A 26305-nucleotide genomic window follows, 5' to 3' on the forward strand; every position below is an offset into this window, starting at 1 on the left:
ACTTGCCCTTTGTCTACTATACCGTCTATTATGCCTTTTAATGCATGACGGCAATCATCATTGCCATCATAAAACTAATGACAGCCAATAGATAAAACTTTAATGAAAAAGATTGTGTTTTCTTAAAGGCTTTAGCCGAGAAAACGATATAAAGCACAATAAATAAAAACTTGCCTAATAACCAACTTAATTCTGAAAGCGTATAAATGCCATTAGAAAGGTAAACCGAAACGACAATCGCACCGCTTAATAGAAGCAGAGTATCGACTAAATGTGGTGCAATCAGCAACACTTTCACTTTACGCCAATTTACCCCTTTGGCACTTAATGCCCCACGGGTTAATAATAAAATCAAACTTAAATAAGCAAAGCCAGCGTGGCTATGAATTAATTTTGGTAAAATTTCTAACATTTAACCCTCTGCAATTTCTGTTTTTAAGTATTGGAAAATCTCACGATAGGCTTTCGGTGCTTTATTCGCTTCTTTCTCTTTTTGTGCCGAACGAATGAGATTGCGTAAATGTTGGCGATCTAATTGTGGGTATTCATCCATTAAGTGATTTAATGATGCATCGCCCATCTCAATAAGCTGATCACGGACTAATTCAAGTTTATGCAATAACGCTTGTTGCTGGTTATGGCGGTTTTTAATTTTATCTAATGCCTCTTGGATCGGTTCAGGATCTCGGTTGCGAAGTAATTTCCCGATAAATTGAATTTGACGGCGGCGAGCTTCTAATTTAAAAGTTTGTGCTTGGCGTACCGCATCTTTTAAATCTTCATCAAGAGGAATTTTCTCTAAATTTTGTGGGCTAAGTTCGATTAGCTCTGCGCCAAGTTTTTTCAGTTGCTCTGAATCACGTTTGATTTCACTTTTACTGACCCAAATAATTTCTTCATCTTCATCAGTCCAATCAATTTCATTTTTACTACGTTTTTTTGCCATTATTGCTCCAGATTTATTACAAAAATTTTACCTAGTTTAACAGAAATTTAGGGTAGAATATATGCCAAAATTGATGACTCACATTGGAAAATTATGTCTTTAGTAACAAAACAAGAATTACAAACGCAAGAACAAGAACTTCGACAAGCGGTTGAATTTGCCCTGAATTTTGCCAAAAAAGCAGGTGCAGAAGCAGAGGTTAGTGTCACGAAAGTGGCAGGCTTATCGGTTTCAAGTCGCTTGGAACAGGTTGAAAATATTGAATTTAACAATGACGGCTCTTTAGGGATTTCCGTTTATTTAGGTAAGCGCAAAGGGAATGCTTCAACGTCCGATTTACAAACCGCTTCAATTCAACGAGCGGTGGAATCTGCTCTCGCTATTGCCAAATATACTTCAGAAGATGAATGTACGGGCTTAGCGGATAAAGAGGAAATGGCGTTTGAAGTGCCTGATTTGGAGCTTTATCATCAAGCGGATATTTCCGTTGAACAAGCATTAGAAATGGCGATCAAAACCGAAAATGCCGCTTTAAATGCCGATGAACATATTGTGAACAGTGAAGGTGCAAGTTTTAACTCGCATAGCGGTGTTCGTGTTTATGGAAATACGCACGGCATGTTCCAAAGCTACCTTTCTAGCCGTTATTCACTTTCGTGTAGTGTGATTTCTGCCTATGAAGATCAGCTTGAACGAGATTATGAATATACGATTTCACGTGAATTCGAGAAATTACAATCACCGGAATTGGTAGGGCAGCAAGCTGCATTTAAGGCGGTAGATCGTTTAAATCCCCAAAAAATCAAAACCTGTGAAGTCCCTGTGATTTATTATAACGATGTTGCCACCGGGCTAGTCGGGCATCTTGCCGGAGCGATTAGCGGTGGTGCTTTATACAGAAAATCCAGCTTCTTGCTCGATCACCTTGGTAAGCAAATTCTACCGGAATGGTTTGCGATTTCGGAAAGACCACATTTATTACGTCAACTCGCATCATCAGCTTTTGATAGCGAAGGTGTAAAAACACAAAATCGAGAAATTATTACCGAAGGTGTATTACAAACCTATTTAATGACCAGTTATTCGGCTCGTAAAATGGGGTTAAAAACAACAGGACACGCCGGTGGTATTCATAACTGGCTTGTAAAACCAAACCGTACCGGTGGCTTAGATGCTTTACTCAAAGAAATGGGTACAGGTCTATTGGTAACGGAGTTTCTTGGTTCGGCTATCAATGCCGTAACGGGAGAGTACTCTAGAGGTGCAGCAGGTTTTTGGGTCGAGAATGGCGAAATCCAATATCCTGTTGCAGAAATTACTATTGCCGGACAACTTCAAGAAATGTTTAAAAATATTGTTGCAGTCGCAGATGATATTGAACACCGTTCAAATATTCAGACTGGTTCAATTTTAATTGAGAAAATGAAAGTGTCTGGGGAGTAGTTGCAAGAAGAGGTTAAAAAATTAGATCTTTTACAAATTTAAAAGGGCAAATAAGTGATATTTGCCCTTTTTGCTAAATTTAGGCGAGTTTTGCGATTACCCAATCCAGCCCTGAATTAAAATCTTCCGTTAAATTTGGTCGGAGCTGTTCAAGGAGATCGATAAGAACATTTTTATCGGGATGACAAAGATTTATGTGCCCCACCTTTCTACCCGCTCGAACTTCTTTACCATACCAATGGAGTTGAGCAAAAGGAAGATTTAACCATTGGTTAGTATGCTCAATGCCGATAAGATTGACCATCACACTTGGTGCTATTGGTGTCAATTTGGGGGTTGGTAGGTCTAATAATGCTCTAAGGTGTAGTTCAAATTGACTAATTGAGCAGCCTAATTGGGTCCAGTGGCCACTATTGTGTACACGCGGTGCAAGTTCATTGATGAGAAGTTTATCTCCCACCACAAAACATTCCATTGCCATGACACCTACATAATCCAATTCTTGCATAATCGCGCCAAGCATTTTTTCAGCTTGAGCTTGGAATATGTCCTGATTAGGTAGCGTTACATCTGATACACTGTAACGTAAAATACCATTTTGTTGGAGGTTATGCGTAATAGGGTAGAAGCGTGTTGAACCATCTCTAAATCTTGCACCTACCACTGAAATCTCGCCATCAAAGGGAATGAATTTTTCGACAATCACTTCGCCGAATAGATCATCGGTAATTTGGTCGGTATTTTCTGCGGTAACGATCCATTGCCCTCTGCCGTCATACCCTCCTGTACGGCGTTTAACAACGACTTTCTCGCCAATTTCGGTAAAAATTTGCTGCCACTGCGCTTTATTCTCAAGAAGTTTCCACGGAGAAGTAGAAAGATTTAACTGATTGAGTAGGCTTTTTTGTGTAAAACGATCCGCTAAACGTCCGAAAACATTAAGGTTCACAAAATTTTTGTGATTACCTAACAGTTGGGTAAGCGGTGTATCTGCCCAGCGTTCAATTTCTGCTGTAATAATGCTGTTTTCTTCAAGTTCAAAAACATCCGCATCGAAGGCAAGTGGTTTAACTTCAATATCTAGTGGTGCACCTGCATAGCGTAACATTCTGCCAAGTTGTCCGTTTCCTAGAACATAAATGGGTGGGTAGATTGCACTTTTTTGCATTTGAATTAACCTCGTAAAATTAGAAGTAGTCGGCTAATGGTTTTTCTCGTTGCTGATTAAGCAATACCATTAACTTGATGCGGGCTTTTTGACCGCTTAACCCCGTGGTAAAAATAACGCCTTGTTGTTTAAGTTGTTTTCCTCCCCCAACATAATCATACACGTCTTGTGTTACTCCGTGAAAGGCTCTAGAAACAAGTACAACAGGAATGCTGTTTTCTAATAAGGCTTTAACACCTTTTAAACTAGCCGGCGGTAAATTTCCAGCACCTAAGGCTTCAATAACCACACCATCACAACCGTGATGAGCAAGTTGCTCTAATAGGAAACTATCCATTCCGGCATAGGCTTTAACGAGTTGAATGTTCGATTTGGTAATTTCACGAATCGGGAAGCGTTCGTAATGGCTTAGTTGTTGGAAATAAAGCACTTTATTTTTTGCTATTAATCCACAAGGACCAAACGTTGGTGTTTGGAATGTCGCTACGTTAGTCGTATGCGTTTTGGTAACAAACTTCGCATTATGAACTTCATCGTTCATTACAACTAAAACGCCTTTTCCTTTGGACTCTTCACTTAACGCAACTAAAATTGCGCTTTGGAGGTTGATTAAGCCGTCCGCCCCTAATTCGTTACTTGAACGCATTGCACCGGTAATGGCAACAGGAACATTGATGTTTAGAGCTAAATCAAGAAAATAAGCGGTTTCTTCGAGCGTATCGGTGCCGTGGGTGATCACGATACCGTCAAAATGTTCTTCGTTTACCGCTTTTTCAATACGACTTTTAAGCAATAACCAATGTTCAAGGTTAATATGTGGAGAAGGCACATTTAAAACAGCTTCTTGAGAGAGTTCCGCTGGATGATTTAAACGCTCAAGCGCATCTAATAATGGATTACGAGCAGAAGGGGAGACTTTTCCATCTTCCCCTTCGCTCATCGAAATGGTGCCGCCTGTGTGTAAAATAAGAATACGTTTTGCCATATTATTCTGCTTATTCCACTCGAGGATCCGGATTATCTAAAACCAGCTGGGTTTGAGCGTGGCGGAAGGCATGTAATTTTGCAGCAAACTCTGGTTTGAATGCGGCTAAAATTTGTGCTGCAAGTAGCCCCGCATTTGCTGCACCGGCAGGACCAATTGCCAATGTACCGACCGGAATACCTTTTGGCATCTGTACGATAGAGTAAAGACTATCAACGCCGCTTAACATTGAGCTTTTAACAGGAACGCCAAGTACCGGGACAATAGTTTTAGCTGCAATCATACCTGGTAAATGTGCCGCACCGCCTGCGCCTGCAATAATCACTTTATAGCCGTTTTTTTCGGCATTTTCAGCAAAAGAGAAGAGTTTATCCGGCGTGCGGTGTGCAGAAACAACTTCAACGTGGTAGGGTAATTCGAATTGATCTAAAATTTGGGTTGCTTCGGACATGGTTGCCCAGTCGCTTTTAGATCCCATAACAATAGCAATTTCAGGACGATTCATTTTTTCTTTTCCATGATTTAAAAAATTGTGCATAAGCATACCACAAAAGGCAATCGGTTGCCTGTCTATTTTTATGTTATGTTTCAAGCGGTTAATTTTTGTGATTATATTACAAAGATATGGGGCTATTCATCTAAATGGCTGTTTAAATGCTATTATTTTGATAGTAGCTTATGTTATAATAACCTACTATTCTTAAATGAGTTATCGGAGAAGTAATAATGACAAACAGTGCAAATAAACGTTCTGTAACCACACTTTTTTCAGAAAAGACGGATATTTATAGTCATCAGGTGCGTATTGTATTAGCTGAAAAAGGCGTACCTTATGAGATTGAGAACATCGCTCCCGATACCATTTCAGAAGACCTTGCTGAAGTGAATCCTTATGGTAGCGTACCAACTTTAGTGGATCGTGATTTAGTGTTATTTAATTCACGTATTATTATGGAGTATTTGGATGAGCGTTTTCCACATCCGCCGTTAATGCCGGTTTACCCTGTTTCACGTGCTAAATGCCGTTTAACCATGTTCCGTATTGAACAAGACTGGTACTCATTGATCGATATCGTAAATAAAGATCCTGCTTCAGCGGAAGGACAAAAAGCATTAGCCCAATTACGCGATGAAATTCTTGGTCTTGCTCCGGTTTTTGAAGCAATGCCGTATTTTATGAGTGAAGAATTCAGCCTAACAGACTGCTATATTGCACCGTTACTTTGGAGAATGGTTAATTTAGGTGTTGAATTTACCGGAAATGGTGCGAAACCAATTAAAAACTATATGAGCCGTGTGTTTGCACGTGATAGTTTTGTTCAATCTGTTGGTGGTGCGGCTCCAAAACATTTAATGGATGATAAAGATTAATGAAACCGTTACGTCCTTACGTTTATTACGCTTACTATAATTGGATTACAGATAACGATAATACGCCTTACTTACTCGTGAATTGCGATTATCCGAATGTGGATGTGCCAATGGAGTATGTACGTGAAGGGAAAATTATTTTAAATATTGCCCAACGTTCTATCGGTAATTATGTCGTCAATGATGAAAGTATTAGCTTTAGCGCTAGATTTCAGGGAATGTTGCGAGATATTTATATTCCATTCGGCGCTGTTGAAGCGTTATATGCACAAGAAACCGGCGATGGAATTATGTTCCAAGAAGAAGCTTATTATAGTGAACAAAGCTATTTAGAAAGAACCTCTATAGCAGAAAGCAATGAGGTAAAAGCTAAAAAAGTTGTGAAGAAAAAATCCTCACATCTGAAGCTAGTTAAGTAATTGATTTTTAAACCTCAATAAATTCATTTTTATTGAGGTTTTTTATTATGAATTTGATAATCGCTCTTCCAAAAATTTGTAAATTTAGAGTAAAATCAAACCGCTTATCAGAAATAAGTTGTGCTTTCACAACACCAAGTTACAGGAATGAATATGACATTAAAAATTGCAATCGTGGGTGCAGGCGGAAGAATGGGGCGTAACCTTATTCAAGCTGTACAAAATATGGATGGGGTAGAATTAGGGGCGGCATTTGAACGTCAAGGCTCATCACTCATTGGCTCTGACGCAGGAGAAGTGGCTGGTATCGGACACTTAGGGGTAAAAATTGCGGAGAATTTAGCGGAACAAGCTGATCATTTTGATGTGTTAATTGATTTCACTCGCCCTGAAGGCACTTTAGCACACCTCCAATTCTGCGTGGCACATCAGAAAAAAATGATTATCGGCACGACGGGATTTGATGATGCTGGTAAAGAAGCGATCAAAGAAGCTTCAGAAAAAATAGGCATCGTATTTGCATCTAATTATAGTGTAGGTGTGAATTTAGTTTTCAAATTACTCGAAAAAGCGGCAAAAGTGATGGGCGATTATTGTGATATTGAAGTCATTGAAGCGCATCATCGTCATAAAGTCGATGCACCATCAGGTACGGCATTATCAATGGGCGAACATATCGCTAAAACGTTAGGTCGTGATTTAAAAACACACGGTGTTTTTGCTCGTGAAGGCATTACCGGCGAACGCAAGCGTGATGAAATTGGTTTTGCAACTATTCGTGCCGGTGATGTGGTTGGCGAACATAGTGTTTGGTTTGCTGATGAGGGCGAACGCGTTGAAATCGCTCATAAAGCCTCTAGCCGTATGACATTTGCGAACGGTGCAGTACGTGCGGCAAAATGGTTAGCGGATAAAAACAATGGCTTATTTGATATGACTGATGTGCTAAATCTGAACCAATTATAGACGTTGAAAGGAAGATGAAATGACAAAATTTAATAATATTGAAACAACATTAGTTCAGCTTGGTAACCGCTCTGATCCTCGTACAGGAGCTGTTGCAACGCCGATTATATTATCGACCGCTTACGGACGCGAAGGGCTTGGCGAATCAACAGGCTGGGATTATACTCGTACTAAAAACCCTACCCGTGCCGTATTAGAACAAGGCATTGCCGATTTAGAAGGTGGCGATGCGGGTTTTGCGATGTCTTCAGGTATGGCTGCAATTCAATTAGTGATGTCGCTTTTCAAAGCACCTGATGAATGGATTATTTCAAGCGATGTTTATGGTGGTTCATACCGCTTATTTGATTTTAGCCATAAAAATCACGGCACATTAAAACCAGTTTATGTGAATACAGCCGATTTAAATGCGATTGAAGCAGCAATTACGCCAAATACAAAGGCGATTTTTGTTGAAACACCTTCAAATCCTCTTATGGAAGAGTGTGATGTTGCCGCTATTTCAAAAATTGCGAAAAAACACAATTTAATGTTAATTGTGGATAATACCTTCTTAACGCCGGTATTATTCCGCCCGATTGAACACGGTGCTGATATTGTGATTCATAGTGCGACTAAATACTTAGCAGGGCATAATGATGTGTTAGCTGGTTTGATTGTTGCCAAAGATTCGGAAGCAACGAAAGTCAATGGGCAGAACTTAACGGAACGTTTATTTTATTTCCAAAACTGTGCCGGTGCGGTGCTTTCTCCGTTTGATTCTTATCTAGCCGTTCGTGGCTTAAAAACCTTGGCATTACGTATGGAACGCCATCAATCAAATGCAACGGAATTAGCAAAATTCTTAAAAGAGCAACCGGAAATTGATAGTGTGTTATATTCGGGTAAAAGTGGTATGTTATCTTTCCGCTTACAAAAAGAAGAGTGGGTGCCATTATTTTTAAAAGCGATGAAGCTTATTACCTTTGCAGAAAGCTTAGGGGGAACAGAGAGCTTTATTACTTATCCGGCAACACAAACGCATATGGATATTCCGGAACAGGAGCGTATTGCTCGTGGTATTACCAATACCTTATTACGCTTCTCAGTGGGTTTAGAACACGTGGAAGATTTAAAAGCGGACTTACGTAGAGCGTTTGATCAATTGAAATAATCATCTCTATAGAATAAAAGGCATACTATTATATAGTATGCTTTTTATTTAAAAATCATTTGCATTTAGATTTATTGTTTCATATAATGGTAAAACCATAATTAAAAAAGGGAGATTTATCTAAATGAAAAAACTTTTAATTGCATTAACTACATTATTTATTACCGCAATGCCTCTTTCGGCTAAACCATTTAAAGTGGTTACGACCTTTACGGTTATTCAAGACATTGCTCAAAATGTCGCAGGGGATAAGGCGGTGGTCGAATCGATCACCAAACCAGGTGCGGAAATCCACGATTATCAACCAACGCCACAGGATATTGTGAAAGCACAATCTGCGGATTTGGTGTTGTGGAATGGTATGAACCTTGAAAGTTGGTTTGAGCGTTTCTTTGCACAGGTGAAAGATAAGCCTGCGGTTGTGGTAACGGAAGGCATTGAGCCAATTTCAATCTACGAAGGACCTTACAAAGATAAGCCAAACCCACACGCTTGGATGTCTACGAAAAATGCCTTGATTTATATTGAGAATATTCGCCAAGCCTTAGTAAAATACGATCCAGCAAATGCTGAAGCCTATAATGCGAATGCAAAAGCCTATGCCGATAAGATCGTTGCCTTAGATCAGCCGTTGCGTGAGCGTTTGGCAAAAGTACCTGAAGCACAACGTTGGTTAGTGACGAGCGAAGGGGCGTTTAGCTATCTTGCTAGAGATTATGGCTTCAAAGAGTTATATCTTTGGGCGATTAACCAAGATGAACAAGGTACGCCAAAACAGATCCGCAAAGTGATCGACCAAGTGCGTAAACATCAAATTCCAGTGGTATTTAGCGAAAGTACCATTTCAGATAAACCGGCTAAACAAGTGGCAAAAGAGAGTAAAGCACGCTATGGCGGTGTGTTATATGTGGACTCTCTCTCAACCAAAGATGGCAAAGTACCAACCTATATTGATTTACTTAATGTGACGGTAAGTACTATTGTTGCTGGATTTGAAAAATAAAACGATTTGGGCGAACCGCTTTGGTTCGCCCTACATTTACAAAATAGGATTACCTAACAAATATGAACATTCCCCTGAGTTCTCTTTCTGTTTCTGATGTCACCGTTCGTTATAGCAACGGACACACGGCAATTCACGATGTTACTTTTCGCCTTGACGGCGGCACAATCTGTGCATTACTTGGGGTGAACGGCAGTGGCAAATCAACCTTATTTAAAAGCATTATGGGCTTAGTTCAGCCAAAAGGAAAGATTGAATTATGCGGACTGCCTGTCAATCAAGCCTTAAAACGCAATCTTGTTGCTTATGTGCCACAAAGTGAAGAAGTGGACTGGCAATTTCCTGTATCGGTTTATGATGTAGTAATGATGGGGCGTTATGGCTATATGAATTTTCTGCGTATCCCTTCTGCTGTGGATAAGCAAAAAGTTGCGGAAGCAATGGATCGGGTCAATATTGCTCACCTTGCGGATCGTCAAATCGGCGAGCTTTCTGGGGGGCAGAAAAAACGCGTGTTTTTAGCACGTTCGCTTGCTCAAGAGAGCAAAATTATCTTACTTGACGAACCTTTCACTGGCGTGGACGTAAATACCGAAAATGCGATCATCGATCTGCTCAAACAGCTTCGGGATAGCGGTCACTTAATCCTTGTTTCTACCCATAATTTAGCCGCCGTACCAAGTTTTTGTGATCAAGCGGTAATGATTAATCGCACAGTGTTGGCAACAGGAACGATCGAAACAACATTCACCCCTGAAAATCTTGAGCGAGTGTTTGGCGGTGTCTTGCGTTATCAGCAGTTACTCGGAGAACATAAGGAATAATCAATGCTTGAGTTACTGCTAGAACCTTTTTCCTACGATTATATGTTTAAAGCGATTGTGGTAAGCGGTGCAATCGGGGCGGTCTGTGCTTTTTTATCTGCCTATTTAATGCTCAAAGGCTGGTCGCTGATTGGTGATGCCTTATCGCACGCCGTTGTTCCTGGTGTAGCACTGGCTTATGCCCTGTCCTTGCCTTATGCTGTCGGGGCTTTCTTTTCGGGATTTCTTGCCACTATTGCTATCTTAGTGGTTAAATCCGTCACAAAATTACGAGAAGATGCGGTAATTGGCTTTATTTTTACCACCTTTTTTGCCTTAGGTTTATTGATTATTTCTATCAATCCAACGTCCGTTAATGTGCAATCCATCATTCTCGGCAATATCTTAGGCATTGCCGATGAAGATATGCTACAAGTGGTGATTATTTTATCGGTGTCACTCTTTTTTCTAGTGATTTATTGGAAAGATTTATTACTTGTCTTTTTTGATGAAATTCAAGCCAAAGCCGTAGGCATTTCGCCGATGCGACTTAAAGTGCTGTTTTTTAGCCTACTCAGCGCCTGTATCGTTGCTGCATTACAAAGTGTCGGTGCAATTTTAGTGATCGCAATGGTTGTTACACCAGGGGCAACGGCGTATTTATTAACGGATAAATTCGGCAAATTATTGATTATCGCAATTTCACTTGGCGGTTTTAGTGGATTTGTTGGTGCTTATTTAAGCTATTTTGCTGATGGTGCGACAGGTGGATTTATTGTCACGCTACAAACCCTACTGTTTTTATTAGCGTTCTTCTTCGCCCCTAAATATGGTTTAGTTTCACGCAAATTTGCAAAAAATCCAGCAAAACTGACCGCTTGTCAAGGGGGAGAATAATGGACGCACTCTATCAATGGTTTGCTGAACCGCTTGCTTTCCCTTTTATACAACAAGCCTTAGTTATCGGTATTGTGGTTGCCCTAATCTGTGCCGTGTTGTCCTGCTATTTGGTACTAAAAGGTTGGTCGCTAATGGGAGATGCCATCTCACACGCCGTATTACCAGGGATAGTGATTGCCTATCTGCTAGCCATTCCATTAGCAATCGGGGCTTTTGTTTCGGGTATTTTTTGTGCCGTTGCAGTGGGTTATCTCAAAGAAAATAGTCGCATTAAAGAAGATACGGTAATGGGGATCGTCTTTTCTGGAATGTTTGCGTTAGGTTTGGTGATGTTTGCCAAAGTTGAAACCGATCAACATCTAATGCACATCTTATTTGGCGATCTGCTTGGGATTACCGACAATGAATTTTACCAAACTCTCGCCATTTCCTTAGTGGTATTATTTGTTATCTTAGTAAAACGCCGAGATTTCCTACTATATTGCTTTGATGCTAGCCACGCTCGCACCGTTGGCTTTAATATCAAAGTGTTACATTACAGCTTACTGGTGTTATTGGCATTAGTGATTATTAGTGCAATGCAAGTGGTCGGCGTGATTTTAGTGGTGGCAATGTTGATTACCCCAGGGATCACAGGCTATACACTTGCCAAACGCTTTGACCGAATGTTGCTGATCGCCATTTTCACTGCGGTAAATAGTGCTTTCTGGGGCGTGTTTTTAAGTTTCCATTTCGATGTCGCCACAGGACCTTGTATTGTATTGTTGCAAGCGGTAGGATTTTTAATTGCACTTGCAATAAGTCGATTTGCAGTATTTCATAGATAAAAAAATCCCCCTCAATGGGGGATTTTTCATTAGAACGCAACGCTTTCTTTTAGGCTGACTGTCAAGTTAAATACAAGATTATCGGCATTGCCATCTTTGCTATCTAAACAATAATAGCCTTCACGTTCAAATTGATAGCCTTGTTCTGCTTTTGCATTCGCTAAACTTGGCTCAACAAAACCTTGTTTAACTACTAACGATGTTGGATTTACCACAGAACAAATATCTTCTTCCGCACCTGGATTTGCAACGGTAAACAAGCGGTCGTAAATACGGAACTCTGCAGGTTTATTATGTACCGCAGATACCCAATGAATTACGCCTTTCACTTTGCGTCCGTCTGCAGGATTTTTACCTAAGGTTTCCGGATCGTAGGTGCAATAAATTGTTGTAATTTGACCGCTTGCATCTTTTTCTACACGTTCTGCTTTAATCACATAGGCATTACGTAAGCGAACTTCTTTACCTAATACAAGGCGTTTGTACTGTTTGTTCGCTTCTTCACGGAAGTCTGCTTCATCAATGTAAAGTTCACGGGTAAATGGTAATTGACGGCTGCCAAGTTCTTCACGATTTGGGTGATTTGGTGCAGTCAGCCACTCTTCGCCTTCAAAGTTTTCAATCACCACTTTAACAGGGTTAATTACAGCCATTGCACGAGGTGCGTTGGTATTTAAGTCATCACGAATACAAGACTCTAACGCACTGTATTCCACCACGTTATCTTGTTTTGTTACACCAATACGGCGGCAGAATTCACGGATAGACTCAGGAGTATAACCGCGGCGGCGTAAACCTGAAATCGTCGGCATACGCGGGTCGTTCCAACCATCAACAATACCGTCATTCACTAATTTCAACAGTTTACGTTTAGAGGTTAATGTGCCTTCTAAATTTAAACGTGAGAATTCGTACTGATGCGGTAGTGGGCGTTCAATACTGATGTTGTCTAATACCCAATCGTATAAACGGCGATTATCTTGGAACTCTAATGTACAGAGTGAGTGAGTAATACGCTCAATCGCATCTGAAATACAGTGGGTAAAGTCGTACATTGGGTAAATGCACCATTTATCGCCTGTTTGGTGGTGGCTCGCAAATTTGATACGGTATAACACAGGATCACGCATGACGATAAATGGCGAAGCCATATCAATTTTCGCACGCAAGCTCATTTTACCTTCTTCGATTTCGCCGTTTTTCATTTTTTCGAATAACGCTAAGTTTTCTTCAATCGGGCGATCACGATATGGGCTGTTTTTACCTGGCTCAGTTAATGTACCACGATATTCACGCATTTCTTCTGGAGAAAGTTCATCAACATAGGCTAAGCCTTTGTTGATTAATTCAATCGCATAACCGTAAAGCTGATCGAAATAATCAGAGGCATAACGAGGTTCGCCTTCCCATTCAAAGCCTAACCATTTCACATCTTCTTTGATTGAATCAACGTATTCCACGTCTTCTTTAACAGGGTTGGTATCGTCAAAGCGTAAGTTACATAAGCCTTTATAATCTTCTGCGATCCCGAAGTTTAAACAGATAGATTTAGCGTGACCGATATGCAAATAACCATTTGGCTCAGGTGGGAAACGGGTATAGACGTTATTATGTTTTCCTGATGCTAAATCTTCATCAATGATATGGGTAATAAAGTTTGCACGCACATCTTCGTGCGTTAAAATCTCTTCGCTCATAATTATCTCTTATAAATTTAAGTAAAATATCCTGATATTCTACACTGTATTTACACTGAATTAAAGGAACTCATCAAAGCGGTTAAAAAAGAAAATAATTTTGCAAAAACATTTGACTTTATTTTCTTTTCCTCTATAATAGCCCACATCAGACGCGGGGTGGAGCAGCTTGGTAGCTCGTCGGGCTCATAACCCGAAGGTCGTTGGTTCAAATCCAGCCCCCGCAACCAGTTTTGTAGGCTCACATTCCTGATTAGGTCTGTGAGCTTTGTTTTATGTAGTTTATCTTGAAAATTGCAAAATAAAGCATAAAACAAACCGCTTTCACGTTTTAAAAAACAGTTAAAGTGGCTGGTACAATATATTTCGTATCATAAAGAGCTGGTAAGGCTCTTTTTTTATATCTGGAGAAAATTCTTTGGCAACCTTAGAACAAAAATTAACAGAATTAACGCAAGATACCATTGAAGCAATGGGATGCGAGTTAGTTGGTATTGAATGTCAGCGTGCAGGTCGTTTTTTAACGGTGCGTTTATATATCGATAAAGAAGGCGGTGTAACCATTGACGATTGTAGTGATGTTAGCCGTCAAGTCAGTGCAATTTTAGACGTGGAAGATCCGATTGCAGATAAATATAACCTTGAAGTTTCTTCGCCTGGTCTAGATCGCCCATTATTTACGTTAGCACATTATGAACGTTTTGTAGGGCGTGAAATTACCATTCATTTACGTATTCCGATGTTCGATCGCCGTAAATGGCAAGGTAAATTGGAAAAAGTGGATGGCGATTTAATTACCCTTATTGTGGATAATGAAGAACGTCAATTTGCTTTCGGCAATATTCAAAAGGCAAATTTAGTACCAGTGTTTAATTTTTAACTTAACCAAATCTATTTTTTAGAGAGAAATTCCATGAGTAAAGAGATTCTTTTTGCCGCAGAAGCGGTTTCAAATGAAAAGCAATTACCAAAAGAAGCAATTTTTGAAGCATTAGAAACCGCTTTAACAATTGCAACGAAAAAAAGCAGTGAGTTAGATATTGACGTTCGTGTTGTTGTTGATCGTAAAACCGGTAGTTTCCAAACTTTCCGCCGTTGGTTAGTGGTAGAAGACGTGCACAATATGACACGTGAAATTAGCCTTGAAGCAGCACAATTTGAAAATCCAGACATTCAATTAGGCGATGTCGTTGAAGACGAAGTTGAATCTATCGAATTTGGCCGTGTGGCGATTCAAACTTTCGGTCAAGTTGTTAAAACAAAAATTCGTGAAGCTGAAAAAGGCAAAATCATTGATGAATTCCGTTCGGATGAAGGCAAAATTATTAGTGCTACAGTTAAGAAAGTCACTCGTGATAACATTTTCCTTGAATTACAAGGTAAAACAGAAGACATCAAAGGCGAAGCTGTGATTGCTCGTGAAGATATGCTTCCTCGTGAAAACTTCCGTCCGGGTGACCGTGTTCGTGGGGTTTTATATGCGATCAAACCAGAATCGAAAGGACCACAAATTTTCTTAACTCGTGCTAAACCGGTAATGCTTACTGAGTTATTTAAATTAGAAGTACCGGAAATTGGCGAACAAACTATCGAAATTAAAGGTGCAGCTCGTGATCCGGGTTCTCGTGCAAAAATTGCAGTAAAAAGCAATGATAAACGTATTGACCCAGTAGGTGCTTGCGTGGGGATGCGTGGTGCACGTGTTCAAGCGATCAGCAATGAATTAGGTGGTGAGCGTGTTGATATCGTGTTATGGGATGATAATCCTGCACAATTTGTTATCAATGCAATGGCGCCAGCAGATGTAAGCTCAATTACGATTAACGATGAAACTCACTCGATGGATATCGCAGTTGAAGCGAAAAATTTAGCGCAAGCAATCGGTCGCAACGGTCAGAACGTTCGTCTAGCAACTCAATTAACGGGTTGGACATTAAATGTGATGACGGTTGAAGAGTTAGAGAAGAAAAACCAAGAAGAAGACGGTAAAGTTATCAATTTATTAACATCAGCGTTAGAAATTGATGAAGAATTTGCACAAGTGTTAATTGAAGAAGGGTTTACCTCTTTAGAAGCGATTGCTTATGTCCCAGTGGATGCTTTAACAGCAATTGATGGTTTAGAAGATGAAGATCTTGTTGAGGAACTCCAAACTCGTGCGAAAAATGCAATCACCAAACAAGCATTAGCGGAAGAAGAAGCATTAAAACAAGCGCATATTGATGAGAAATTATTAAATCTTGAAGGTATGGAACGCCATATTGCCTTTAGATTGGCAGAAAAAGGTATTACTACGCTTGAAGATCTTGCTGAACAAGGCACTGACGAATTAGCGGATATTGAAGAATTATCTGCAGAAGCAGCCGGTGAATTAATTATGGCAGCTCGTCAAATTTGTTGGTTTAGCTAAGAGAGGAATTTGTAATGACAGAACAAACAGAGAAAAAAACGCTTTCCCTAGGTGGTGCACGTAAAACCAACAAGGTAAGTGCGACAACAACAGCCGGTAAAACAAAAGCGGTTGAAGTAAAAGAGAAAAAAGTAAAAATTGATGCGAAAGCGTTAAAAGAAAAAGCTGAAGCAGAAGCAAAATTAGCAGCTGAAAAAGCTGCTAAAGAAAAAGCGGAAAAAGAAGCAAAAGAGGCTGCAGAGAAAGCTGCTCAAGAAGCAAAAGCTAAAGAAGAAGCAGTGAAAAAAGAAGAAGCTGAAAAGCAAGAAGCCGCTAAGAAAGCTGCACATAGCGTGCCGGTTATGCCAAATAGTAAGCCCAAAACGGTAGCACCAAAAGCAGAACAACCAAAACAAGAGAAAGCGGTTGATCCTGAAAAAGAAGCGAAGAAAAAAGAAGAAGCAGAGCTTCGCCGTAAACAAGAAGAATTAGCCCGTCAAAAAGCAGAAATGGATGCAAAACGTGCTGCAGAAAATGCTCGCCGTTTAGCGGAAATTGAGCGTGAAGAGTCTATGGATAGCGGTAATGATGATTATGAAGATGATCGCTTTACCTCTAGCTATGCACGTGATGCAGATCGTGATAATGATCGCCGTAGTGAAGGTAATCGTGGTCGTAATGGTAAAACCGGTGTTGCAAAAGCGAAAAAAGGTCGTGAAGATGATAAAAACGAGCGCAATGCGGATCGTCGTAATCAGAAAGACCAAAAAGGCAAGGGTAAAAACGGTAAAAAAGGTGCTGCTTTACAGCAAGCCTTTACTAAACCAGCTCAAGTGGTTAAAGCAGATGTTGTTCTTGGCGAAACCATCACTGTTGCTGAATTAGCCAACAAAATGGCAGTAAAAGCAACAGAAATCATTAAAACCATGATGAAAATGGGCGAAATGGTAACGATCAACCAAGTTATCGACCAAGAAACGGCGCAACTTGTTGCTGAAGAGATGGGACACAAAGTTATTATTCGTAAAGAAAATGAACTTGAAGAGGCGATTTTAGAAGACCGCGACTTACACGCAGAACAAGTGACTCGTGCGCCGGTTGTAACAATCATGGGACACGTTGACCACGGTAAAACCTCATTGCTTGACTACATTCGTAAAGCGAAAGTGGCAGCAGGCGAGGCTGGCGGTATTACTCAGCACATCGGTGCTTACCACGTTGAAACTGATGACGGTAAGATGATTACTTTCTTAGATACACCGGGACACGCAGCATTTACTTCAATGCGTGCACGTGGTGCAAAAGCAACGGATATTGTGGTGCTTGTTGTTGCTGCGGACGATGGCGTAATGCCACAAACCATTGAAGCAATCCAACACGCTAAAGCAGCAGGTGCACCAATTGTGGTTGCGGTAAACAAAATTGATAAACCGGAAGCAAATCCGGATCGTGTAGAACAAGAGTTATTACAACACGAAGTAATTTCTGAAAAATTCGGTGGTGACGTACAATTTGTACCGGTATCAGCGAAAAAAGGTTTAGGTATTGATGAATTGCTTGAAGCGATCTTACTTCAATCAGAAGTATTAGAGCTTACCGCCGTGAAAGAAGGTATGGCAAGCGGTGTTGTTATCGAATCTTACCTTGATAAAGGTCGTGGTCCGGTTGCAACCATTCTTGTTCAATCCGGTACTTTAAACAAAGGCGATATCGTACTTTGTGGTTTCGAGTACGGTCGTGTACGTGCGATGCGTGATGAAAACGGTAAAGACGTGAATTCGGCTGGTCCATCTATTCCTGTTGAGGTGCTTGGTCTTTCTGGTGTGCCTGCAGCCGGTGATGAAGCAACCGTTGTACGTGATGAGAAAAAAGCACGTGAAGTAGCGTTATATCGTCAAGGCAAATTCCGTGAAGTGAAACTGGCTCGTCAGCAAAAAGCGAAACTTGAAAATATGTTTAGCAATATGACAGAAGGCGATGTGGCAGAATTGAATGTTATTGTTAAAGCAGACGTACAAGGTTCTGTCGAAGCGATTGTTCAAGCATTACATGAGCTTTCAACTGATGAAGTAAAAGTGAAAGTAGTAGGTTCTGGTGTTGGTGGTATTACCGAAACTGATGCAACTTTAGCGGCAGCTTCTAATGCAATTATGGTAGGCTTTAATGTTCGTGCAGATGCATCAGCACGCCGTGTGATTGAGAGCGAAAACATTGATTTACGTTATTATTCAATTATTTATGAATTATTAAACGAAATCAAAGCAGCAATGAGCGGTATGTTACAACCTGAATTCAAGCAAGAAATCATTGGCTTGGCAGAAGTCCGTGATGTCTTCCGTCATCCGAAATTTGGTGCAATCGCAGGTTGTATGGTAACCGAAGGTGTAGTAAAACGTAACAACCCAATCCGCGTATTACGTGACAACGTGGTGATTTTTGAAGGTGAGCTAGAATCTCTCCGCCGCTTCAAAGATGACGTTTCAGAAGTGCGTAACGGTATGGAATGTGGTATTGGCGTGAAAAACTACAACGATGTAAAAGTCGGCGACCAAATCGAGGTATTCGAAGTGGTTGAAGTAAAACGTTCGATCTAATCATATATTTATAAAAATATCTTGATATGCTAAATAAGCGGTCTGATTTTGGGAGTATTTTGCAAAAACTTTCAATTTCTGGCCGCTTGTTAGCAATTATGTCTGAATATCAATTGCCTTATGGAACAACAGCGGAAGTAGCAGTTTATACGGAACATGCTCATCATTTAGCGATGATGCGTAAAATTCTTCTACGTATGAATAGCTGGAAAACTATCTCTTCTAGATCATTAATTTAACGGGCGAGAGATCGCACGTTCAAGCGATAAGATTTTTTGTTTTTCGGTATTATGTAGCAATGCACAACCTCTTAATTTGATAAAATAGCATAGTAAGGACGCCAGCGTGGCGTCCCTACGTATATCTTGTGCAACTGCTACATAATAGCGTTTATTTTGCAAATTTAATGAGAAATTTTACCGCTTGTAATAATTAAGAAAAAAAGGAAATGTATGATTAAAGCAGTGATTTTTGATATGGATGGGACGTTGATTGACTCCCAACCCATTTGGTATCGAGTAAGTATCGATTTTTTCCAGAAAAATGGTTTCCCGATTACGATGGACGATATGATAAAGCTGACTGGCTCTCCGGTTGGAAAGCTTGTGGATTTTGTGCTACAAGCTCATGGACAAAAAGAGAAAGAGCGTGCTCAATTAGTAGCTGAATTGATGGATTATGCCGTCTCTGAAATTTTAGCGACTAAACCGTTAATGCCAAATGTTAAAGAGACATTGGCTTTTTTAAAACAACATCAAATAAAAATGGCGGTGGCTTCTGCTTCGCCTCGCAATATGCTACAAGGTATTGTTGAAAGTTGTGGCATTGCGGAGTATTTTGACTATTTAGCCTCTGCTGAAGATTTAGCATTTAATAAGCCCCATCCTGCCGTTTATTTACATGCCGCACAACAACTCGGCGTCTCTGCGGCAGAATGTTTTGCCGTAGAAGATTCTGTTTTGGGGATGATTTCAGGCAAAGCCGCAAGCATGAAAACGGTTGTGATTCCGGCACAAGCTGAATGGGATGATCCTCGCTGGTCTTTAGCAGATTTTAAATTAGCAAACATTGCTGAGTTGCCTACGTTACTCAATTTATAATCTTTACAGATAACTGTCATTTTAAACCGCTGAGAGGCGGTTTTTTGCTATGTATTACGCTACTTTAGTGGTAGAATTGTACAAATATCAATCTTATTGTGCATTTATTATAACAAAATTTAAAAGGAGACATTGATGAAGAAAGCGCTTAGATATTCAGAGGCGGCATTAGTATCATTATTAGCTACGGCTTGTAGTGGGGGAGGCAGTGGCTCACCAAGTCATGTAGAACCATCTAATAATGATTCTAAAAATATCGCCTCTTCAGATGTAACGATAATAGAGTCTACCGATACCACAATGGAGACGTCTGTTCCTGTAACAACCATCTACCATAATTCTGTCATTGAATTGACAGAAAAAGTCGCTTCACTTCCTGTTCCCCCAACACAAGAAGATGCTTTTAGAACAGATGTTTCAAATACTTCCAATGAGGAAAAAGTTGGAGATACTCCCCATGTTTCAACAGAACCAACAAAACAGGAAGAACATAGCTTAGAAGAAAGTTCACCTAAACCTGATGTGCCATCCGTTTCGGATAAAGAAAAGATTGAGGAAGTTTCTTCTGAGCCTGAAAAAACAGTTACAGTAAATGAAGAGAAAATTGAAGAAGGTACTTCTGCTTCAGTAGATACGACAGAACGAGAGGATGTGAGCGTTGAAGAGAGTATACTTGAAGGGGAAGTAACAAAGCCTATCTTTGAAGAAAGTTCACCTAAACCTGATGTGCCATCTGTTTCGGATAAAGAAAAGATTGAGGAAGTTTCTTCTGAACCTGAAAAAACAGTTACAGTAAAAGAAGATAAAATTGAAGAAGGTACTTCTGCTTCAGTAGATACGACAGAACAAGACGTAAAAGAGAACGAAGCAATTGAAGAGAATACAATAAACCCTATCGATGAAAAAACAGAAGAAAATGTAAGTTCTATAACTCCGCCACAGGAAAATGAGAGGGGCAGCCTGGTTACGAAGCATGTTTATCCAACAGGAGAATACAGACCAAAAGATCCTTCACGGATTTTTGATGAGGCGGATAGATATTCCTCTCAAAATGGTTTGATTGAAAAACTCCAACATCAAAACAACTCGGTTGTGAATGAACACAACCAAGTACATAATATCGGTGTAATTGATGTAGATTTTAGTTCAAGCAATGATACAGGTGATGCATTCTTATTTACAAATGGTAAGAATAGGTTGTTATTAAATCAAGGCTCGCCTCGAGTAGAAAAAGGAAATAAACATTCTCACGGAACAATGGCAGCAGGGGTTATTGCATTAAATAATAAAAATGCCTACATCTATGGCTATACAGCTGATTCAAATGGTATGGTAAGTGCATCAAATCAATACTATGATGCGGCTTATGAAAGAGGTATTAGAATTTTTAATAATTCTTATGGTAATACACCTTGGGAAGAGAGAGTAAAAGAGAAAGGTTGGGAAACACTTGCGAATCATAATATTTATCTTGAACTAGCAAAATGGGCAGCTAAAGACAGTATTTTTGTTTGGGCCGCAGGTAATGAAGGTAATATACATAGATATACTGGCCGCTATAAACACGCAACAACAGAATCTCACGTTCCTGTCTTAAATGATAATGCGAGAAAAGGCTGGATTACTGTTGCAGCAGTAAATTGGCAAGAAACAGCGCTAATGGATTATTCTAGCCAAATAGGTGATGTTGCTCAAAATTGGGGAATTGCAGCTCAAGGAAACTGGGATTTATTTAACCATACGGTATTTCCTCAAGGAACATCTTTTGCTGCGCCAGCTGTTACCGCAGCAGTGGCAAATGTTTGGGATAAATTTCCTTGGATGAGCAACCATCTTGTTACTCAAACGATTCTTTCAACAGCAAATAAATTAGGTTCAAAAGACGTAACGACAGGTCCGAATAAGCAAATTGGCTGGGGTGTTTTAAACGTTGAACGGGCATTGAAAGGCCCTGCTAGATTCGATAAACGTTTATTAGTGGAAGAGGAAAAAGACTTTGTTATCGCTGATTTTGACTACCACCAGTATGCAGATAAAGACAGATTAACTTGGCATAATGATATTGTTGGCGATGCAGGCTTTAAGAAACGTGGAACGGGTATTCTCTATTTTGGTGGAAAAAATAGTTATACAGGAGACACTGTTATTGAAGGCGGCACTTTAGCTATATCGAATGATTTAACACATTCTGCAGTGACTATTGAGAAAAATGGATCGCTTTTAGTTAAGAATGAGGTAAAGAACGTTTCTATTGGAAATTCTGTTTCCAATAAAGGTTCTTTAGATATTTATGGGCAAGGCGCAACGATTCAAAAAGATTACATTGCAGAGAGAGACTCACGCACGGTAATTGATATCCATACAGCATTGCTGGATATTAAAGGTACTGCAGATATGAATAATTCTCGTATCTTAGCGGATATAGAGAATGTTGATCGTGTTCCAACACAAACAGAGAATGTGAGAACGATCTTAAAGGCAGGTAATTTAATCAATTACAATAATTTTTATACGGTATCAGATCGTATTGCACCCTATATTCTTGTGAGTAAGGTAGAAAAACAAGAGAATGAGGTAAAGGCAACTTATAAACGTAATCAAACTGCAAATGTATTGCGAAGTGCTGTAGCTGTTTCTCGCAGTGCAGAGAATGTAGGGGCAAATTTAGATAAAGTGCTTGATGAAGTAGCGACTAAACCAAATAGTGCGATTCAATCGGATAGTGTGTCTATTATTAATGCGAAGCCGATGTCTGTTGCAAGAACAGTGGAATCTCTATCGGCTGAAATTTATTCATCATCGCCAAATATGATGCTTAATGCAAACCGAATTTTCAGTCAAAATGTGGCAGAAAGATCGCTCCAATCGCTTCAAGATGAAAAAAGTGATGTCTATGCCATTACAAGCCGTCAATCTTATCGGATTTCGCAAGAGGGTTATGCTTCAGCAGATGTTGATGGAAACCAAAGCTATGTGGGAGCAGATAAACAAACAGGGCCATTATTATTGGGAGCAGCAGCTTATCTTAGTAGACAAAAAGCGGATTTTGAGAGATCTGTTGGGTCATCAAAACTACATCAACAAGGCGGTATGATTTATGCAGTCTATCAATTAGACAATCACTATTTGTTAGCTCAAACAGGAATTGCCGAAGCGAAAAATGAAATTAAGCGATCAATTCTATTACCAAATGAAACTCGCCGTGTAGAAACTGATGTAAAATCAAGACTTTATCATTTCTATACGGAATTAGGACATCGTATTAAATTTAAACAGAGTGAAGTCAGTCCGTTTATGGGGTATCAATTTGATTCCATTTATCAAAAAGCGTTTAATGAAGGGAGAAACTTTGGTATTCAGGCAAATCGCACTCACTATAACCTAAATAGCTATCTGTTAGGTGTGCGAGCAATTATGAAATTCGGTGATGTAAGTGTAAATACCTCCTTGTCTCATCGTATGACGTCAAAAGCCGAAGGCGCATTTGGTTTTAATGCTCGTTATATTGGTGCAGAAAGTGATATTTACTTGCAAGGTATTTCTCCAGCAAAATATGTGACAGCTGCGAAGTTAGGGCTAAATTATCAAATGAGCGAAGCCTTTAATTGGTTCGGAGAATATGCGATAGCTCGTCAAAAAGGTGGGGAAAGATGGCATAATATCAGTGTGGGAATGAAATACCGCTTTTAGCATTTTTTGCAAAAAAGTAGACTAAAACGACCGCTTGTATATCATTTGCTTGTGAAATCAACCTTTTTGGACTATTATCATTCCCCATTATTTTAAGCAATACAAGCTAAAAATTGAGTTTAACTGAAATAATCCCCTTGTTTGAAGGGGATTATCTTATCTAAAAGAGTAAGTGAGAAAATATGAGTAGAGAATTTAAACGTTCAGATCGTGTCGCTCAAGAATTACAAAAAGAAGTGGCAATTATTTTACAGCGTGAGGTTAAAGATCCTCGTATTGGTATGGTAACGGTATCAGATGTTGAGGTTTCGCGTGATTTAGCCTATGCCAAAATCTTTGTAACCTTCTTATTTGATAACGATCAAGAAGCAATCAAACAAGGAATGAAAGGCTTAGAAAAAGCCAGCCCGTATATTCGTTCTTTAGTGGGTAAGGCAATGCGTTTGCGTATCGTGCCGGAATTGCGTTTTATTTACGATGAGTCTTTAGTGGAAGGGATGCGTATGTCAAACCTTGTTTCTAACGTGATTCGTGAAGATGAAGCAAAACATAAAGAGGAATAAGGCGTGTCAAGACCTCGTAAAAAAGGGCGTGATATACACGGCGTATTTTTATTAGATAAGCCCCAGGGTATGTCTTCTAACGATATTTTGCAGAAAGTAAAACGTATCTTTCAGGCAAATAAAGCCGGGCATACAGGGGCGTTAGATCCTTTAGCAACGGGAATGTTGCCGATCTGTTTGGGCGAAGCGACTAAGTTTTCACAGTTTTTATTGGATTCTGATAAACGTTATCAAGTTACGGCAAAACTTGGCGAACGAACGGATACTTCAGATGCAGAAGGGCAGGTTGTTGAAACAAAAGTTGTTAATGTAACCGAAAGCGATATTCAACAAGCCTTAGCGCAGTTTCGTGGCGATATTTTACAAGTACCAACAATGTTTTCTGCATTAAAACATCAGGGGAAACCCCTTTATGAATACGCTCGAGCAGGAATTACCGTAGAGCGAGAAGCGCGCCCGATTACCATTTTTGAGTTGAAATTTATTGCCTATGAAGCACCTTTTTTAACATTGGAAGTGCATTGTTCGAAAGGAACTTATATTCGCACATTAGTCGATGATTTAGGTGAAGTGCTGGGTTGTGGCGCTCACGTAACTGTATTACGCCGTTTAGCGGTGGCAGATTATCCGATTGCGGCAATGATGAGTTATGCCGATTTACAAAATATGGCAGAAAATCAACCGCTTGATGAGCTAGATAAGCTGTTATTACCTATGGATACCGCCGTATCTAATTTGCCTAAAATAAATTTAAATGAGCAGCAAACTAAAGCGGTTGGTTTTGGTCAAAGAGTAAAATTTGAGAATGTTGAACAAATTTATGGTTTAGTCCGATTATTCTCAAATACAGCGCAGTTTTTGGGGGTAGCGGAGATTACTGCTGATGATGTTATTCGCCCAAATCGTATGGTTAATCTATAAATATAAAGGGAAGCTGTTGGATTTACTCATTTTATAGTAAATTTAAGTAGCCGATAAAATATGAAATTTCAGAAAATTTTAGCAATTTCTTTAACTGCAATCACTTTAGCGATTGCAGGATGTTCAAGCAATACGGTAAATCATTATTCTGCTTTACCATTAGATGCAAAATATACTCAATCACGCGCTATAAGTAATTTTAATGATTACGTGAATTTCCTAAAGCGTAAGGCTGCGGGGGCGGGTGTTTCAGAAAAAACATTAAATTCACAAAAATTTATTCAATATAACGCAAGAGCGGTACAGTTGGATCAAGAACAAGCCGCGCGCAAACGTGATCCTAATACACCGCCACCACCGCCAAATCCTAATGGTGTAACGAATTATTTAAATAAAGTCCTTACCCAAAAGAAAGTGGATATGGCAACAGAACGTTGGTATGAATACAATGCTCAGCTAGCCAAAGCAAGCCAGAAATTTGGTGTTCAGAAAGAATACATTATGGCTTTATGGGGTATGGAAAGCAGTTTTGGTAATTACCAAGGCGATTTTGATGTGCTTTCTGTATTAGCAACATTGGCATTTGATGGCAGACGAGAAAAGCTATTTACGCAAGAGTTTGTGAATGCGATGAAGATGTTAGATGATGGTACGATTAATCGCTATGAACTATTAGGCTCTTGGGCGGGGGCAATGGGGCAAACACAATTTATGCCAACTGCTTATCTTAGCTATGCGGCAGATGGCGATGGCGACGGTAAAAAAGATATTTGGAATAATGAATATGATGCTTTTGCCTCAATAGCCTCTTATCTTTCAACTGTAGGCTGGAATAATCAATTACCTTGGGGTGTTGAAGTAAAATTATCGAACCCGATTGATTTATCATTCTCTGGAATTGAAGCAAATAAAGCTAAAACACTAGGAGAATGGCAAGCATGGGGCGTTTATTTAGCTTACCCTAATGGACAAGAAACAGCTAAACTAGCCAAAATGAATAATACGAAATTATGGTTAGTGAGACCGGATAAAGAAGCCGGGCGAGCTTTCTTAGTCACTAGTAATTTCCGAACGTTAATGGATTGGAATAAATCGAATAACTTCGGGATAAGTATCGGGAAGTTTGCAGATCGTATTTTAACAAGCGTAGGTCAATAATATATAGCGTAATGCTCTTTGAGTGTTACGCTATTTTTTTATTTATTTCAGCTTTTTGATAAAGATCAGGAAATGATATTAAAGTGTATAAAAACCATTGTAATTACTTACGCTTTTTATACAATGCGAGTATAAATTATGTTGGTGAATTGGTTGAAGGATAGCCAAATTAGAACTGCGAGAGATGTTGCTAGAAGATACTTAAAGTA

General features: G+C 39.6%; 24 protein-coding genes and 1 tRNA gene. 19 read left to right on the forward strand and 6 right to left on the reverse strand.

Annotated elements, in window-relative coordinates; translation table 11 throughout:
• Positions 1–37: 37 nt before the first annotated feature.
• Positions 38–412 (reverse strand): SirB2 family protein, encoded by a 375-nt coding sequence (locus DDU33_RS08190; protein WP_108924632.1) that lies wholly within the window; start codon positions 410–412, stop codon positions 38–40.
• Positions 413–946, reverse strand: a complete 534-nt coding sequence (gene yjgA, locus DDU33_RS08195; protein ID WP_108924634.1) for a ribosome biogenesis factor YjgA — start codon at positions 944–946, stop codon at positions 413–415.
• 93 nt (positions 947–1039) lie between these two features.
• Here yjgA and pmbA point away from each other — a divergent pair, with 93 nt between their 5' ends.
• Positions 1040–2389 (forward strand): metalloprotease PmbA, encoded by a 1350-nt coding sequence (pmbA, locus tag DDU33_RS08200; RefSeq protein WP_108924636.1) that lies wholly within the window; start codon positions 1040–1042, stop codon positions 2387–2389.
• Between the two features lie 79 nt (positions 2390–2468).
• On the opposite strand, the gene purK is transcribed toward pmbA, so the two are convergent.
• The 3 genes from purK to purE are packed head-to-tail and all read right to left on the reverse strand — an operon-like array spanning position 2469 to position 5047.
• Entirely contained in the window at positions 2469–3557 is a 1089-nt protein-coding gene (gene purK / locus DDU33_RS08205) for a 5-(carboxyamino)imidazole ribonucleotide synthase (RefSeq protein WP_108924639.1), read from the reverse strand.
• 19 nt (positions 3558–3576) lie between these two features.
• The gene (locus DDU33_RS08210; protein WP_108924641.1) at positions 3577–4542 is read right to left on the reverse strand and encodes an asparaginase; all 966 of its coding nucleotides are present in this window, start codon (positions 4540–4542) and stop codon (positions 3577–3579) included.
• 10 nt (positions 4543–4552) lie between these two features.
• Complete coding sequence (gene purE, locus DDU33_RS08215; RefSeq protein ID WP_108925292.1) at positions 4553–5047, reverse strand: 5-(carboxyamino)imidazole ribonucleotide mutase; 495 nt, start codon at positions 5045–5047, stop codon at positions 4553–4555.
• Positions 5048–5268: 221 nt separating this feature from the next.
• Between purE and sspA the strand changes: the two genes are divergently transcribed.
• The 8 genes from sspA to DDU33_RS08255 all read left to right on the forward strand — a co-directional run bounded on the left by sspA (position 5269) and on the right by DDU33_RS08255 (position 11984).
• Positions 5269–5913, forward strand: a complete 645-nt coding sequence (sspA, locus tag DDU33_RS08220) for a stringent starvation protein SspA (protein WP_005824155.1) — start codon at positions 5269–5271, stop codon at positions 5911–5913.
• Entirely contained in the window at positions 5913–6332 is a 420-nt protein-coding gene (locus tag DDU33_RS08225; RefSeq protein ID WP_108924643.1) for a ClpXP protease specificity-enhancing factor, read from the forward strand. Before sspA ends, DDU33_RS08225 begins: the two co-directional genes overlap by 1 nt.
• Before the next feature lie 153 nt (positions 6333–6485).
• Positions 6486–7298 (forward strand): 4-hydroxy-tetrahydrodipicolinate reductase, encoded by an 813-nt coding sequence (gene dapB, locus DDU33_RS08230; protein WP_108924646.1) that lies wholly within the window; start codon positions 6486–6488, stop codon positions 7296–7298.
• Between the two features lie 19 nt (positions 7299–7317).
• On the forward strand, positions 7318–8451 hold the full coding sequence (locus tag DDU33_RS08235; RefSeq protein WP_108924648.1) for a methionine biosynthesis PLP-dependent protein: 1134 nt from the start codon (positions 7318–7320) through the stop codon (positions 8449–8451).
• Between the two features lie 124 nt (positions 8452–8575).
• Complete coding sequence (locus DDU33_RS08240) at positions 8576–9454, forward strand: metal ABC transporter substrate-binding protein (RefSeq protein ID WP_108924651.1); 879 nt, start codon at positions 8576–8578, stop codon at positions 9452–9454.
• Positions 9455–9516: 62 nt separating this feature from the next.
• Positions 9517–10278, forward strand: a complete 762-nt coding sequence (locus tag DDU33_RS08245; protein WP_005824145.1) for a metal ABC transporter ATP-binding protein — start codon at positions 9517–9519, stop codon at positions 10276–10278.
• A 3-nt stretch (positions 10279–10281) separates the two neighbouring features.
• Positions 10282–11154: a metal ABC transporter permease gene (locus DDU33_RS08250; protein ID WP_108924654.1), complete on the forward strand. Its 873-nt coding sequence runs from the start codon at positions 10282–10284 to the stop codon at positions 11152–11154.
• Entirely contained in the window at positions 11154–11984 is an 831-nt protein-coding gene (locus DDU33_RS08255) for a metal ABC transporter permease (RefSeq protein WP_108924656.1), read from the forward strand. Before DDU33_RS08250 ends, DDU33_RS08255 begins: the two co-directional genes overlap by 1 nt.
• A 29-nt stretch (positions 11985–12013) precedes the next feature.
• Here DDU33_RS08255 and glnS read toward each other — a convergent pair whose 3' ends face one another.
• Entirely contained in the window at positions 12014–13681 is a 1668-nt protein-coding gene (gene glnS, locus DDU33_RS08260; protein ID WP_005819270.1) for a glutamine--tRNA ligase, read from the reverse strand.
• A 153-nt stretch (positions 13682–13834) separates the two neighbouring features.
• On the opposite strand from glnS, the gene DDU33_RS08265 reads away from it, so the two are divergent.
• From DDU33_RS08265 to DDU33_RS08310, 10 genes are all read left to right on the forward strand, one after another.
• A tRNA-Met gene (locus DDU33_RS08265) sits at positions 13835–13911 on the forward strand.
• A gap of 188 nt (positions 13912–14099) precedes the next feature.
• The gene (gene rimP, locus DDU33_RS08270; RefSeq protein WP_005818806.1) at positions 14100–14561 is read left to right on the forward strand and encodes a ribosome maturation factor RimP; all 462 of its coding nucleotides are present in this window, start codon (positions 14100–14102) and stop codon (positions 14559–14561) included.
• A 33-nt stretch (positions 14562–14594) separates the two neighbouring features.
• Positions 14595–16091: a transcription termination factor NusA gene (nusA, locus tag DDU33_RS08275; RefSeq protein ID WP_108924658.1), complete on the forward strand. Its 1497-nt coding sequence runs from the start codon at positions 14595–14597 to the stop codon at positions 16089–16091.
• Between the two features lie 14 nt (positions 16092–16105).
• Positions 16106–18664 carry a translation initiation factor IF-2 gene (gene infB / locus DDU33_RS08280; protein ID WP_108924660.1) on the forward strand — a complete coding sequence of 853 codons (2559 nt, stop codon included), beginning with the start codon at positions 16106–16108 and terminating at the stop codon, positions 18662–18664.
• A 26-nt stretch (positions 18665–18690) separates the two neighbouring features.
• Positions 18691–18903: a hypothetical protein gene (locus DDU33_RS08285; RefSeq protein WP_125121620.1), complete on the forward strand. Its 213-nt coding sequence runs from the start codon at positions 18691–18693 to the stop codon at positions 18901–18903.
• Positions 18904–19116: 213 nt separating this feature from the next.
• A complete protein-coding gene (gene hxpB, locus DDU33_RS08290; protein ID WP_108924664.1) occupies positions 19117–19764 on the forward strand; it encodes a hexitol phosphatase HxpB in 648 nt (215 codons plus the stop codon).
• A gap of 135 nt (positions 19765–19899) precedes the next feature.
• Positions 19900–23454 (forward strand): S8 family serine peptidase, encoded by a 3555-nt coding sequence (locus tag DDU33_RS08295; RefSeq protein ID WP_108924666.1) that lies wholly within the window; start codon positions 19900–19902, stop codon positions 23452–23454.
• Positions 23455–23636: 182 nt separating this feature from the next.
• On the forward strand, positions 23637–24017 hold the full coding sequence (gene rbfA, locus DDU33_RS08300; protein WP_005818820.1) for a 30S ribosome-binding factor RbfA: 381 nt from the start codon (positions 23637–23639) through the stop codon (positions 24015–24017).
• Between the two features lie 3 nt (positions 24018–24020).
• Positions 24021–24938, forward strand: a complete 918-nt coding sequence (gene truB / locus DDU33_RS08305; RefSeq protein WP_108924669.1) for a tRNA pseudouridine(55) synthase TruB — start codon at positions 24021–24023, stop codon at positions 24936–24938.
• 60 nt (positions 24939–24998) lie between these two features.
• Positions 24999–26096: a lytic murein transglycosylase gene (locus tag DDU33_RS08310; protein WP_108924671.1), complete on the forward strand. Its 1098-nt coding sequence runs from the start codon at positions 24999–25001 to the stop codon at positions 26094–26096.
• Positions 26097–26305 lie beyond the last annotated feature (209 nt).

The sequence above is a fragment of the Actinobacillus porcitonsillarum genome (assembly GCF_003101015.1).
Classification (GTDB): domain Bacteria; phylum Pseudomonadota; class Gammaproteobacteria; order Enterobacterales; family Pasteurellaceae; genus Haemophilus_A; species Haemophilus_A porcitonsillarum.